Source organism: Mycobacterium kyorinense, from assembly GCF_001672775.1.
GTDB lineage: Bacteria > Actinomycetota > Actinomycetes > Mycobacteriales > Mycobacteriaceae > Mycobacterium > Mycobacterium kyorinense_A.
Genome location: NZ_LZKJ01000033.1, coordinates 1 through 15,665, shown reverse-complemented (window position 1 = coordinate 15,665; position 15,665 = coordinate 1). Strand labels below are relative to the sequence as shown.

Annotated in this window: 3 protein-coding genes; 1 reads left to right on the top strand and 2 read right to left on the bottom strand. The window is 67.7% G+C overall.

Annotated elements, in window-relative coordinates; all coding sequences use genetic code 11:
- On the bottom strand, nucleotides 1-12,670 hold a 12,670-nt coding region (locus A5707_RS02245), incomplete at its 3' end, for a non-ribosomal peptide synthetase (protein ID WP_156657485.1).
- Between the two features lie 533 nt (nucleotides 12,671-13,203).
- Between A5707_RS02245 and A5707_RS02235 the strand changes: the two genes are divergently transcribed.
- Complete coding sequence (locus tag A5707_RS02235) at nucleotides 13,204-14,610, top strand: cytochrome P450 (protein ID WP_065012900.1); 1,407 nt, start codon at nucleotides 13,204-13,206, stop codon at nucleotides 14,608-14,610.
- A gap of 32 nt (nucleotides 14,611-14,642) precedes the next feature.
- On the opposite strand, the gene A5707_RS24055 is transcribed toward A5707_RS02235, so the two are convergent.
- On the bottom strand, nucleotides 14,643-15,665 hold a 1,023-nt coding region (locus tag A5707_RS24055), incomplete at its 5' end, for a glycosyltransferase (RefSeq protein WP_065012899.1).

Genomic DNA, 15,665 nt, shown 5'->3' with positions numbered 1-15,665 from the left:
GCCGATCCTGCTGCAGGAGATCTTCACCAGCTACTACGGGCAGCGACCAACCGTCGAGCACGATGTGGTGATTGGTCAGCACAAACCGGTGCCGGTCTGCTGCCACGCGGATCAATGCGCCCCGGAACGCCGGCGCGTGGGTCAGGTCGCAGACCGCGGCCCGTTCGGCGGCACAGAGCCGCTCGATTTCTTCGTCGGGGGCGGGGTCGCCATCGAGGTCGAGATAGCGCCACTCCACCGCGGGAGCGGCCGGAAGGATCTGCACCGGCTCGTCGAAGGCTCGGCTGAAGCGGGCCACCAGGTTGGGATGCCGGTTGACCACCGTGTGCACGGCATCGCGCAGCCGGTGCGGGTCGAGCTGGCCGGTCACGGTGATGTCCAGTTGGGCCGCGTAGAGGTCGTCGCTGGCCTGCGCGGTGTTGGCGTGGAAGAGCAGGCCCTGCTGCACCGGGGTCAGCGGCAGCACGTCGGCGATCGGGTATTGCCGCTGCAGCTCGTCGAGCTGCCGCTGGGTCAACCGGGCGGGGGCGATGTCCGACGGGGTCAGCCCGCCGCCGCCGTTGCGCACGTGTGCGCAGATGCCGGCCAGCGCCTCGAACCAGAGTTGGCTCAACCGGGTGATTTGGCTGTCGTCGAGCGCCGAGCGCGCCCACGTCCAGTCGGCGTGGAGGTGCGGGCCGGTGTCGGTGTCGACGGTGCCGGCGTTGAGTTCCAGCGTGTGCGCCAGCGGCATCGGCACCGCCGCGGCGGCGGCAGTCATTGCCGGCCCGTCGTGGCAGATCAGCCACATGTCGCCGGACCCGCCGACCGCTGGGCCACCCATGCGGCCTAAGTAGTTGAACCCGATCGGGGGGTCGATGCCCTGCAGGTCGGCGTCGGCGCTCAGGTAGCGCAGCACGCCGTAGGTCAGCGGGTTCGGCAAGGCCCGAAGCTGCTCCTTGGCGTCTTTGATCACCGCGCCCAGCACCGCGTCGCCGGCCACCACGTGCGCCCACGACAGCCCGCCGACGGTCAGCGACACCGGGTATTTGGCGGTGAACCACCCCACCGTCTGGGACAGGTCCACCTCGGAGCTCAACTCTTCGTGGCGCCCGTGCCCCTCGACGTCGATGCCGATCGGCGTGCGACCGCTGGCCAGCAGCTCGGCCACCGCCAACCCGAATGCGATCAGCAGGATGTCCTGCACGCCGGCGTGGAACGCCGCGGGCACCTCGTCGAGGAGCATGCGGGTGGTGTCGGTGTCCAGCGACACCGCCAACTGCCCGGCGTTGGCGAACGTGTCGACTGTGGGCTGCACCGCCGGCAGCGCCGCCGGGGCGGCCGCGATCTGCTTCCAGGAGTCCGCCAGGTCCAGCACGTCTTGCCGCTGCGCGTAGTCGGTGAGCAGCGACGCCCACCGCTGGAACGACGTGCCCGTCGCGGGCAGCGCTGGCTGTCGGCCGCTGCGATGCTGGGCCCAGACGATGTTGAGGTCGCCCAGCAGGATCCGCCACGACACCCCGTCGACAGCCAGATGGTGAATCACCACCACCAACTGGTTCGCGGAGTTCAGCCACAGTGCGCTCAGCATGATCCCGGCGGCCGGGTCCAACCGTGACCGCGCGGCCACCAGCGCCTCGTCAGACAGCGCGTCCACCGATTGCAGGCAGACACCGGCGTCGACCGACCCCGGCTCGGGCACCGTCAACGACCACCCGCCGGCGCCGTCGTCGTCGACGCGCAGCCGCAGCATGGCGTGCCGGTCCAGCAAGGTCTGCAGCACGACCACGACGTCGGCCTCGGTCACCCCCGGCGGCGCCTGCACCACCATCGTCTGGTTGAACTCATCGACCGGGCCGTCGATCTCCTGCAGCCATCGGATGATCGGGGTAGCCGACACGGGGCCGACGCCCTCGTCGATGGGGCCACCCGCACCGGCCACCCCGGCGACCCGGGCCAGCCGGGCCACGGTCTGCTCGACGAAGATGTCCCGCGGGCGACATACCAGGCCGGCGGCGCGGGCCCGCGCCACCACCTGCATGGACAGGATGCTGTCGCCACCCAGGTCGAAGAATGAGTCGTCGACGCCGACCCGATCCAGCCCAAGGACTTCGGCGTAGATGCCGGCCAGCACTTCTTCCACGGCGTCGGCGGGGGCGCGGTACCGCTCGCCGTCGCCGTAGTCGGGCGCGGGCAGGGCGCGGATGTCGAGTTTGCCGTTTACGGTCAACGGCAGCGCGTCCAGCACCACCACGGCGACGGGCACCATGTAGGCCGGCAGCCGTTCGGCCAGCGCGGCACGGACCCCGGCGGGGTCGACAGCGCCCGTGACGTAGCCGACGAGTCGTTTGTCGCCGGGACGGTCTTCGCGGGCGAGGGCCACGGCCTGCTCCACGCCGTCCACCCCGGCCAAACCGGCCTGGACTTCCCCGAGCTCGATCCGGTAACCGCGGATCTTGACCTGCTCGTCGGCCCGGCCCAGGTATTGCAGCTGCCCGTCGGGGCGCCAGCACACCAGGTCCCCGGTGCGATACATCCGCGTCGGCCCGCCGAACGGACATGCCACAAACCGCGATGCGGTCAATCCGGTCCTGCCGAGATAGCCGTAGCCCAGCCCGGCGCCGGCCACATACAGCTCCCCCACCACGCCAGCCGGCACCGGGCGCAACCGCTCGTCGAGCACGAACAACGCCGCCGCGGGGACCGGCGAGCCGATCGGTACCCCCGACCCGACGGTTAACGGCGCACTGATCGCCACGCACATCGTGGTCTCGGTGGGCCCGTAGGCGTTGATCATCACCCGTCCGGGAGCCCACTGCTCCACCACCTCGGCAGCACAGGCTTCACCGACCACCACCAGCGCCGCGGACTCCAAGCCTTCGGTCGGTAAAACCCTTGCCGCCGAAGGGGTTTGGGTGAGCACGTCGACGTGCTCGCGAACCAGCAACGCGTGGAAGTCTTCTGGGGAGCCCGCCACGTCCTCTGGCACCACCACCACGCGCCCACCGCGCAACAGGGCACCGAAGATCTCCCACACCGACACGTCGAAGGCCAGCGAATGGCATTGCGGCCACACCCCGGCACGCGGCAGCCCGGCGTCGAGCGACTCAAGGAGTTGCGTCACGTTGTGGTGAGTGATCGCAACCCCTTTGGGCACGCCGGTGGTACCCGACGTGTAGATGAGGTACGCGATGTCGTCGTGGCTGGGTGGCGCCAACGTCGTGGCCGGTGCGGCGGCGACGGCGGGACCGTCGATATCGATGACGGGCAGGTCGGTGCCGTCCAGGCGGGAGCGCAACCCGGCGGTGGTGATTACCGCGATCGGCGCGGCGTCGGCCAGCATGAACGCCATCCGCGTTGCCGGCACCGCCGCGTCGATCGGCAAATACGCCGCCCCGGTTTTGAGCACCGCCAGGATCGCGACGATCGCTTCGGCGGAACGGTTGAACAGCAGCGCCACGCAGCGTCCGGGGCGGGCACCCTGCCCGGCAAGCCTATGCGCCAACTGGTTTGCGGCCGCGTCGAGGTCGCGGTAAGACAACGAACGCTCGCCGCAGGTGATCGCCACCGCGTCGGGTGTGCGCGCCACGTGCTCGGCGAACAACGCCGGAATCGACACCGGCCTGGGCGCGGGGCGGGTCAACGCCGCCCGGTTACCGAGCGCATCGAGGCGCAGGCGTTCATCGGCGTCGAGCACCTCCACCGACGACAAGCGTGCCGTCGGGTCGGACGTGATCGCCGTCAACACCCGCTGCAGGCGCGCGACCAGGTTTTCGATGGTGGCCGGGTCGAACACGTCGGTGCGGTATTCCACCGTCCCGCCGATTCCCGCGGGCTCACCGGCTTGGGTCCGACGCTCGGACAGCGAGAAACTCACATCCATTCGGGCGCTGTGGGTATCGACCGGCATCTGGGTGACGTGCAGATCTCCCAGCGTCAAGCCGGCGGCGGGATCGTTGAAGTCTTGGCCGGGGACGTTCTGCCAGGCCAATGCCACCTGTACCAACGGGTGATGGGTCAGGCTGCGGGCCGGGTTGAGCCGCTCGACAAGCACCTCGAACGGCACGTCCTGGTGCTCGTAAGCGGCCAGGCTGCGCGCTCGCACCTGGGCCAACAGCTCGGCGATGGTCGGATCCCCGGCCAGGTCGACGCGCAGCACCAAGGTGTTGACGAAAAACCCGACCAGCTCGTCGAGGGCGGGGTCGCGACGTCCGGCGATCGGGAAGCCGACGGCCACATCAGGACTCGCGCTGAGCCGGCCCAGCAGCACCGCCAGGGCCGCTTGTATCACCATGAAGCTGGTGGCGTTGTGCTCTGCAGCTACCCGGGCAACCTGCTGCTGAAGTTCGACGGGCCAATCCACCGTCAACGTGGCGCCGCGCTGATCGGCCACCGGCGGGTACGGCCGATCGGTGGGAAGCTGCAGGCGTTCGGGCATCCCGGCCAGCGCGTCCTGCCAGTAGGCCAGCTGGGTGGCGATGCGGCTGCCGCTGTCGTCGAGGTCACCGAACTGGGCGCGTTGCCACAGCGTGTAATCGGCGTATTGCACCGGCAGTTCGCTCCACTGCGGGGCTTGTCCGGCGCAGCGGCTGGCATAGGCCACGCCCAGGTCGGCTACCAGCGGGGTGATCGACCAGCCGTCGGCGGCGATGTGGTGCACCACCGCCACCAGCACATGGTCGTCGTCGGCGACGCGGAAAAGCGTTGCCCGCAACGGGATCTCGGTCGAGAGATCGAAGGTGTGCCGCACCGCGGCGTCGATGGCCTCACCCAACCGGCTTGCCGGCCATCCGGTGGCATCGACGACGTCCCAGCTCAATTCGGCCTGTTCGGCGGCCATCACCACCTGTTGGGGGATGCCGTCGGGGGCGGCGAACAGAGTGCGCAGACTTTCGTGGCGACCCACCACATCGGCCAATGCCGCGCTCAGCGCGTCGACATCCAGTGTCCCGCTGATCCGAAGCGCGGCGGTCATGTTGTAGACCGGCGACGGGCCCTGCAACTGGTCGAGGAACCACAACCGGGATTGGGCGAACGACAACGGAATCACCGCGGGCCGCGGGGCCGCCACCAACGGCTCCAGCCGTTGCTCGTCGCCACCGATGTGGGGCGCCAGCTGAGCCACCGTGGGGGCCTCGAACAAGGTGCGCACCGCAATGCCGGCATTCAGCGATTTGTTGATCGCGGTGACCAGACGCATCGCCGAGAGCGAATCGCCGCCCAGGTCGAAGAACGAGTCGTCGACCCCGACTCGGGACAGCCCCAACACATGCACGTAAAGGCCGGCCAGGATTTCCTCGACCGGGCTGCCCGGAGCGCGGTAGCGATCGGCGTCCTGGTAGTCGGGGGCCGGCAGGGCGCGGACGTCGAGTTTGCCGTTGACCGTCAGCGGCAGTGCGTCCAGCGCCACCACCGCGGCCGGCACCATGTAGGCCGGCAGCCGCTCGGCCAACTGGTCGCGAATCTGGCTCGGGTCGGCGGTGCCGATGAGATAGCCGATCAGGTGTTTGTCACCGGGACGGCCCTCGCGGGCGATCACCACGGCCTGCTCGACGCCGTCCAGCGCGGTCAGCGCTGCCTGGACTTCACCGAGTTCGATGCGATACCCGCGGATCTTGACCTGCTCGTCGGCGCGGCCCAGATATTGCAGTTGGCCATCGGCGCCCCACCGCACCAGATCGCCGGTCCGATACATCCGCTGTCCCGGCGCTCCGTACGGGCAGGCCACAAACCGAGATGACGTCAGCCCCGACCGGCGCACATATCCGGTCGCCACGCCGCGGCCCGCGACGTACAACTCGCCGACCACCCCGGGGGGCACGGGGCGCAGCCAGCCGTCCAACACGAACAACGCCGTCCCGGCCACCGGCGCACCGATCGGCACCATCGGTCCGGTCTGCAGAGGCGCGCTGATCGCCGCATACACCGTGGCCTCGGTGGGGCCGTAGGCGTTGATCATCACTCGTTCGGGACCCCACCGGTCCACCAGGTCAGCCGGGCAGGCCTCGCCGGCCACCACCAGGGCGGTGGATTCCAAACCCTCGGCCGACAGCGTCCCGACCGCCGACGGCGTCTGGCTCAACACGGTGACGTGTTCGGCGACGAGCAGGGCATGGAAGTCCTCGGGTGAGGCAGCCACCTGTTCCGGCACTACCAGCAGCCGCGAGCCATGCAGCAGCGCACCGAAAATTTCCCACACCGAAACGTCGAAGCTGTAGGAGTGCCACTGCGTCCACACCTGTCCCGGGCCCGACGACAGGGCGGCGCCCAGCACGCCGAACAGCCCGGGCACGTTGCGGTGCGGGATGGCCACGCCTTTCGGGATGCCGGTGGTTCCCGACGTGTAGATGATGTAGGCGATGTCATCGGGAGTTGGGCCCGGCGGTGCGGTGCTGGGCTGGGCGTCCAGAGCGGGGTCGTCGACGTCGACGACGTGCACGTCACATCCATCCAGTCGCGACCGCAGCCCGGACGTGGTGATCGCGGCGATCGGCGCGGCATCGGCCAGCACGAACCCGATGCGCGACACCGGGAGCGCCGGGTCGATCGGCACATACGCCGCCCCGGTCTTGAGCACCGCCACAATCGACACGATCGCCTCGGCCGACCGGGACAACAGCAGCGCCACATTTTCGCCCGGCGCCGCCCCGTGACTGGCCAGCAGATGCGCCAACCGGTTGGCGGCCTCGTCGAGTTCGCGGTAGGTCAGCGAACGGCCCTCGCAGGTGACCGCCAACTCGTCGGGGGTGCGCGCGACTTGTTCGGCCAACAACGCCGGAATCGACGCGGTGGTCGTCTGCTGGGTCACCGCCGCCCGACTGCTCCAGCGATCCAGGCGGGCGTGCTCAGCCGCATCGAGCAGATCCACCGACGACAGCCGCTGCCCCGGGTCGGCGGTCATCGCCGCCAACACCGCCTCTAACCGGTCGACGAGGGCTTCGATGCTGTCGGCGTCGAACACGTCGGTGTCGTATTCGACCCGAAGACCCATCTCGGAGCCCGGCAGGGCTTGCACGGCAAGCGGGTAGTGGTTGGTTTCGTGGAAGGTGAGCTCGGCGATGGCCAGCCCGTCGGCGCCCAACGGCGCGGCGGTGTCGATCGGGTAGTTCTCGAACACAAACAGCGTGTCGAACAGGCGGTCGTGACCAGTGACGTGGTGGATGTCGCTGAGCGCGACGTGCTGATGGTCGAGCGTGTTGTTGTGCGCGTTCTGCAGCTGGTCGAGCAGCTCTGCGGTGGTGGTGGTCGACGTAAACGTCGCCCGCACAGGCACGGTGTTGATCAGCAGGCCCACCATCGACTCGGCGCCGACCAGTTCATCTGGCCTGCCCGAGACCGCCACGCCGAAGGCGACGTCATGCTGGCCGGTCAGCGAGGTGAGCAGCTGCGCCCAGGCGCCCTGCAGCACGATGTTGGCGGTGGTCTGCTGCGAGCGAGCCAGCTCGCCGACCGCTCGGGTGGTCTCCGCCGATAACCGGAAGGAGTCAATGCCTCGCCGGCCTAGCCGCAGCCGGGTGGGCGGAGCTACCAGGGTCGGAGTGTCAAAACCGGCGAGCGCCGCACGCCACGCTGCTTGGGCGGCATCGACATCCCGCTCCGCCAGCCAAGTGACATATCTGCGGTATGGCGGGGCCGCGGGGAGCCGCTGCCCGAGGTAGCCCGCGAAGACCTCCTGCAGCAGGATCGGCATCGACCAGCCGTCGAGCACGATGTGGTGGGTGGTGAGCACCAGCCGGTGCCGGTCGGGTGCGGTGCGGATGAGAGCGGCCCGGAAGGCGGGCTGGTCGGCGAGGTCGCAGACCGCGACGCGCTCGGCCGCGCGTATCTGCTCGATCTGCTCGGGATCGCCGGCGCCCAGGTCGATGTATCGCCAGAGCGCCACCGGATCAGCGGGAATGATTTGCACCGGCTCGTCGAACTGTTCGCAGAATCGGGCCGTCAGATGTGGATGCCGGGTGACGATGGCCTGCACCGCGTCGTGCAGCCGCTGCCGGTCGAGCGGGCCGCTCAACACCAGATCCAGCTGCATCGCATACACGTCGTCGCCGGGGCCCTGCGCGACGCTGGTGTGGAACAGCAAGCCCTGCTGCAACGGGGTCAGCGGCAGCACGTCGGCGATCGGGCAGTGCCGCTGGAGCTCGTCGAGTTGCTGCTGGTCCAGCCGGGCAGGCGTGATGTCCGACGGGGTCAACCCGCCGCCACCACGTCGCACATGCGCACAGATGCCGGCCAGGGCCTCAAACCACAGCCGGTTCAGCCGACTGATCTGGTCCTGGTCGAGCGCCGACGGTGCCCACGTCCAGTCGGCGTGCAAGTGCGGGCCGGTGTCGGTGTCGACGGTGCCGGCATTGAGCTCGACGGTATGCATCAACGGCAGCGGTGCCGCGGTGGCCCGGCCGCTGAACGAGGAGCCTGGTTGGTGGAGTCGCCACAGCTCTTCGGAGAGCTCGGCGGCCCCGGCACCCAGCCGGCCCAGATAGTTGAAGCCGATCGCCGGGTCGGGCCCGGCCAGGTCCACACCGGGATTCAGATAACGCAGTAGGCCATAGGTGAGGCCGTCGGGCAGGGCCCGAAGCTGCTCCTTGGCGTCTTTGATCGCGGCGCCCAGCTCGGCATCGCCGGCCACCACCTGCGTCCAGCGCAGCCCGTCGGCACGCAACGACACCGGGTACTTGGTGGTGAACCACCCCACCGTGCGGGATAGATCGACGTCGGCGGCGAGCTCCTCGACACGACCATGCCCCTCGACGTCGATACCGATCGGCGCTCCCGGCTTGCCCACGAATTCGGCCACCGCCAACCCGAAGGCGATCAACAGGATGTCGTGCACCCCGGCGTGAAACGCCGTGGGTATCTCACCGAGCAGCATGCGGGTGGTCTCGGCATCCAGTTGCGCGGACAACCGCCCGGCACTCGCATGCGTGTCGTGTTCAGCGCGCACCGCCGGCAGCGCAGCCGGAGTCGCCGCGACCTGGCGCCAAACCTGCGCCAGGCCGACGACTTCTGGGTCGCCGGCATGCTCCGCGAGCAGCTCCGCCCAGCGGGCAAACGACATCCCGCCCGCAGGCAGGGCCACGGGTTGTCCGTGGTGATGTTGGGTCCAGGCGATGTTGATGTCTTCCAACACGATTCGCCACGACACACCGTCGACGGCCAGATGGTGAATGATCAGCGCCAACTGACCGGTCGAGGAACCCCATAGGGCGCTGAGCATCATCCCGGCGGCCGGGTTCAACCGCGAGCGGGCCGCCGCCAGCGCGTCGTCGGACACCGCGTCCACCGACTGCAGGCACTCGGCGGCGTTCACCGATCCCGGCTCGGGCACCGTCAGCGTCCACCCGCCCGCGCCGTCGTCATCGGCGCGCAGCCGCAGCATCGCATGCCGATCCAGCAGGGCCTGCAGCACCACCGCCACGTCGGCTTCGGTCACCCCGGCCGGGGCCTGCAGCAGCACCGTCTGGTTGAACTCGTCGACCGGGCCCTCCGCCTCGGCCAGCCACCGCATGATCGGGGTGGCCACCACGGGACCAAGTCCCTCGTCAATCGCGTCGTCCGCACTGGCGGCTGCCGTGACCACCCGGGCCAGCCGGGCCACGGTCTGCTCGACGAAAATGTCGCGCGGGCGGCACACCAGGCCCGCTGCACGGGCCCGCGAGGCCACCTGCATCGACAGAATGCTGTCTCCGCCCCGCTCGAAGAACGAGTCGTCAACCCCGACCCGGTCGACGCCGAGGACTTCGGCGTAGATGCCGGCCAGGAGCTCCTCGATCGCGCTGCCCGGGGCGCGGTACTGATCGACATCCTGATACTCCGGAGCGGGCAGCGCGCGAATATCGAGTTTGCCGTTCACCGTCAACGGGAACACGTCTAGTCCCATGACTGTGGCCGGCACCATGTAGGCAGGCAGCCGCTCGGCCAGCGCCACCCGTAGTCCGGCCGGGTCGGCCGCTCCGGTCACATAGGCCACCAAGCGCTTGTCGCCGGGACGGTCCTCGCGGGCGATCACCACCGCCTGCTCGACCCCGTCGAGCCCGGCGAGCACGGCCTGGACTTCACCGAGCTCGATGCGATATCCGCGGATCTTGACCTGCTCGTCGGCACGGCCCAGGTACTGCAGCTGCCCGTCAGGACCCCAGCACACCAAGTCGCCGGTCCGGTACATCCGCTGTCCGGGCTCCCCCGGCTCTGCGAACGGACAGGCCACGAACCTCGACGACGTCAGCCCAGCCCGGCCCACATACCCGTAACCGAGCCCGGCGCCGGCCACGTACAACTCGCCGACCACACCGGTCGGCACCGGCCGCAGCCACCCGTCGAGCACGAAGAAGCCGAGATGCTCCAACGGCGCACCGATCGGGCTGGCGGCGCTGTGGACATCCCCGAAGCCGATCTCTCGGAACGAGGCGTGCACCGTCGTTTCGGTGATGCCGTACATGTTGATCAGCCGCGGCAACCCCGGATGGTTGTCCAGCCATGACCCAAGACGCTGCGGTTCGAGCGCCTCACCGCCGAACACCACCGCCTCGAGCTTGAGTTGAGAGCCCGACTCAGCGGCCAGTGCTTCGACGGTCTGCAACGCATAAAACGCCGAGGGGGTCTGACTCAAGATGCTGACGCGTTCTTTGACCAGCAGGGCATAGAGCTCTTCGGGCGAGCGGACCACCGAATCCGGCACTACGACCACGCGTCCGCCACGCAGCAACGCGCCGAAAATCTCCCATACCGAGAAGTCGAACGCCAGCGAATGACACTGCGTCCACACCTGCCCCGCCGACAGCTCCAGGTCAGCGTCCAGCGCCTCCAGCAACCGGATCACATTGTGATGAGGAACCGCGACACCCTTGGGCAACCCGGTGGTGCCCGAGGTGTAAATCAGGTAGGCGATATCGTCTGGGCGCGGCGCCGGCAGCGAAGTGCTGGGCTGGTCGTCGACCGCGGGGTCGCCCACCTCGACGACGACCAACTCAAACCTGTTCAGCCGTTCAACCAGATCCGACGTGGTGACTGCGGCGACGGGTGCGGCGTCTGCGAGCACGAACTCCAGCCGCGCATCGGGTACCGCCGGATCGATCGGCAGATACGCCGCGCCGGTCTTGAGCACCGCCAGCATCGACACGATCGCCTCGACCGACCGCGAAAACAACAGCGCTACAGACTGACCCGGACCCACACCGCGGGCGGCCAACATGTGCGCCAGCCGATTCGAGGCCTCATCAAGCTGTTGATACGTCATTGCGCGGCCGTTGCAGCTGATCGCCACCGCCTCGGGGGCACGCGCCACATGGACGCCGAACAGCGCCGGGATGGCCACCCCGGTGGGCGCCGGCGCGGCCAACGCTGCGCGGTTGCCGACCGTGTCGAGGCGGGCGTGTTCATCGGCTTCCAGCACATCGATCGCCGACAACGGCCGGGCGGGATCGGCGGTCATCGCCGTCAACGCTCGCTCCAGCCGGTCCGCCAAGTCGCGGGCATCGCAGTCAGCAAACAATTGCCCGACACCGGTTGGGCTGAGAAAGAGCTGTTCGTCGTTCCGGATAATGACCAGCCCGAACTGGTCCAGAAGGCCGGTGTGGGTCACGATACCCGTCCCGGCAGCGTCGGCAAGATCCGCTAGGCGGGTGGTCGGAATGAAATTGATCGTGGCCCTATTCGACGGCTGTCCAAGGTCTTGGATATGCAACCTGTGCTCAATAGTGCGCACGGGGAACCGCTGATGTTCCAGCGCTTCTTGTACTTGCTTGTCGACGTGTGCGCAGAAGTCCGCAACCGTGGTCTCCGGCGCAGTTTTCAGCACCAGTGGCACCACCCCGGAGACCATTCCGGGCACAAACAGCGCCTCTGGACGGACGCGCCTGCTCACCGGAAAATCGAGCACAACCTCTGGCCCCCCGCCGTCGTGCCCATGCACCAGCAGCGCGCAGGCCGCAGTGATCACCGATGCCCGGCGCACCCCCAACGCATGTGAGAACTCGCGGGTTCTGGCGACGACGGTTGGATCCAGCTGAACGGGCTCGGAAGGCACGTACTCAGGCGGCTGGCCTGCGGTGCCGCCGCGCGCCAACCCATGACCAGGTTCGCGGTCAAGCGGACGGTTCCTTTCCCAATAAGCCTGATCAGCGAGATAGTCGTCGGAAGCTTCGTATTCCAACTCGCAATCGATCAGGCTTTTCAGCGATCCGAAAAGGGGCGGCGGAATGGGAGCGCCAGTAGCGAGCGCAGAATAGACGCCGGCAATTCGATGACAGAGGAGACCAATACCGATTCCGTCGATCGCTATGTGGTGGCAGCAGACGAAAATATAGCATTCGTCGACGCGGGTCTGGAAAAAGGTGAATTTGAACAGTGGACCACTAAGTGACATCGGAATGCGTTGAATTGACGACGCCAACCGGTAAACGTCCTGCACCGGATTTCGCGAGCCGACGAGGTCATAGCGAGCAAGCTCAATGTCGGGATATTCGACAACCTTTTGGAAAACTTGGCCGTCGGCCTCGAAAAACGTCGCTCTCAGTGGTTCGGCTTCATGCACCACGTGCTGGATCGCCGACTTCAGCAAATCGGGGTCGATCCGGCCCTCGATTCGGCCGAACATGCCAATCTGCCACTTAGTACCGGACAGCCCCGCTTCCTCTGAAAGCCAGATGTCCAGCTGTCCGCGCGTCAGCGGCAGCGCAGCACCGTCAAGTTCCATCCGACTCCCCCGAGCAACAGGGTTCACTTGTCAGAAGCCCGGACCGCTATCAGCCTCTCGCGCAGATCCTTCGACCGTACGTGCGGCCAGTTCTGCTCGCAGTAGCCCGAACCCGCAGCTCGATCCGCTCTGCCGAACCGCACCCGCCGCAGGCCGTGTCGCCCGTCGCTGGCCGAAAACCTGCCGCTGTCGCAGCCGAACGGATTGACGCCCACCGATTCCCCGTACCTCGCAGTCGACACGTGTAAAACTCGCTCCAGACCATAGTGGTGACCAGCAGTGCCTGTCCGGATTTTGGACAAAGTGCTGATGTGATTCATAGCTCAGGAATGCCACCGCCAGGCTGCAGCGTGGCGACTTCCGATGCCGTGACCGGAGGAAATCATAGCCGACGCCGTTTCGCCAACGCGATCGTGTTGTCGCCTGCGATGCAATTCGAAGGAATCAAGCACGAAACTCCGGATGGCCCGCACTCAGCACACCGACGACGGCCAGCATCTGAGAACCCAACACCAGGTGGCTACGATCGGCTGATGACCCATAGCGCGCCGACCAAACTGCCGCCCGGACCCCCACTCCCCCTATTAGTTCAGTCAGCATTGATGTTGCGTTATGGCTTAGGTTATTTGACCGCATGCCAGCGGCGGTATGGCGACGTGTTCACGCTGCGTCAACCGCTGGTGGGCACAGTGGTATATGTTGCGGATCCCGCCGCGATCAAGTCGGTATTCGTCGGTGACCCGCGCGTCTTTCACGGCGGCGAAGGACACCAGATTTTGCGCGGCGTGCTCGGCGACAGCTCTTTATTTGTGATCGACGAGGACGAGCACCGCGACCGGCGCCGTCTGATGATGCCGGCATTTCATCGTGACGCGGTCGCGCGCCAGACCGCTGCGATGGCCGAGATCGCTGCCGCGAACATCGCCGGATGGCCGGTGGGCAAAAACTTCCCGGTGGCGCCCAAGACGGCCGAGATCGCGCTCGAAGTGATCCTGCGGACCGTCGTCGGCGCCACCGATCCGGCCCGGCTGGCCGCGCTGCGCAAGGTCGTGCCGCAGCTGCTCTATTTGAGCCCATGGGAGACGCTGGCGATTGCGAACCCCAAGCTGCGCGAGCGCCGCCCGTGGCGAGCGCTGCGTCGGCGATTCGCGCAAGTCGACGACCTGCTGTACGCCGAGATCGCGGACCGTCGCGCCGACCCGGACCTGGCCGATCGCACCGACGCGCTGGCCATGCTGGTCCGCGCCGCCGACGACGACGGACGCACCATGAGCGACCGCGAGTTGCGCGACCAGCTCTTGACGCTGATCCTGGCCGGGCACGAGACCACCGCGACGTCGCTGGCCTGGGCACTGGAGCGGCTGACCCGCCACCCGGCCATATTGGCAAAGGCGGTACGGGCCGCTGATGCCAGTGCGGCCGGGGATCCGGCCGGCGACGAGTACCTCGAAGCGGTGGTGAAGGAGACGCTGCGGGTCCGTCCGGTGATCTTCAGCTCCGGCCGGGTCCTGACCGAGCCGGCCGAGGTGGGCGGCTACCTGCTGCCGGCCGGCATCACGGTGGACGTGTCGATGGGGCTGGTGCACGCGAGCGCCGAACTATATCCGGATCCCGAGCGGTTCAACCCGGATCGGATGATCGACGCCACCTTGAAGCCGACCACCTATCTGCCGTTCGGCGGCGGCGTCCGCCGCTGTCTCGGTGCCACCTTCGCCACGGTCGAGACGCACGTCGTGCTGCGTGAGGTCCTGAGGCGGGTCGAGTTGTGCACCACCACAGCACCCGATGAGAAGCAGAAGCTGAAGCACGTCACGTTCGTTCCGCATCGAGGCGCGCGCATCGAGCTCCGGGCGATCAGGGACATCGCACCGGAATCTCGGTCAGCAGAAGTGCCGGGGTGCCCGGCCCACTCCCGTGGCTCAGCCTCGTCGGGCGAATAGCTACGGGCCGAAATGATTACCGGCCAACGGGTTTAGGCCAGCGAGGACTTGCGGCCAGCGATACTTTCGACGAGATCGGCAGCGGTGGCGACGCTTACGGCGGGTTTGGTCATCTGGGTGGCGATCTCGCGGGCCCGCTCGGCATATTGCGGGTCGAGTATCGTGCGCAGATCGGCGACCAACGAGTCCTTGGTCGTTGCCGAAAGGCGCCGGGCGGTACCCACCTTCAGTCGTTTGACCCGGGCTCCCCAGAGCGTCTGATCGAGGTCGGTCGACAGGATCAACGTGGGGACTCCGGCGCGCAAGCCTGCGGCGGTGGTGCCGGTGCCGCCATGGTGCACGACCGCGCGGCAGGCGGGAAAGGCGGCCGCGTAATTCATCGTGCCCACCACTTTGACGTGGTCGGACGGCGGGGCGCTGCTGAAGTCGCTCCCAGCTGCGCAAACCAGCGCCCGCTCACCTAATTCCGCGCATGCCGCGCTGATCATCGCCAGCGTGTCGGCGGCAGAACCGATCGGCAAGCTGCCGAATCCGAAGAAAATCGGCGGCCGCCCCGCAGCAATCCACGACGCCACCTCGTCGTCGCTGTCGCCCGGCAACTCCATTGTCAGCGCGCCGATAAAAGGCCGCTGGCCATCCCATTGCGCCCATTCGGCGGCCAGCCCAGGAAAGCAAACCTCGTCGTAGGCCTGGATTTCCAGGGCTCCCCGATCGGTGATTCGCCAGGGCGAGGGCCGCCTGGCCTTGGGCAGGCCGAGTTCAGCGCGTTGCACCCGTTCGACCTTCTTCGCCGCGCGCCACGCCACCCACTCGGACACCTTCATTGCCCGACGGCCCAGTGGCGCCGGCAGGAAGGAGATGAAGTGACCGTTGGCCCGCAACGGGAACAGATGCAGCGTCGCCAGCGGAATGTTGTAATACTCCGCGACGTTGCCGGCGGCGTCCTCGAAATTCACACCCGTGAATAGCACGTCGGCCCCGTCGGCCAACGTCGTCAGCGTCGCGATGATCTCCTTCCAGCTCTGGAGAAACGGCTCCTTGACTTCGCGCCGCAT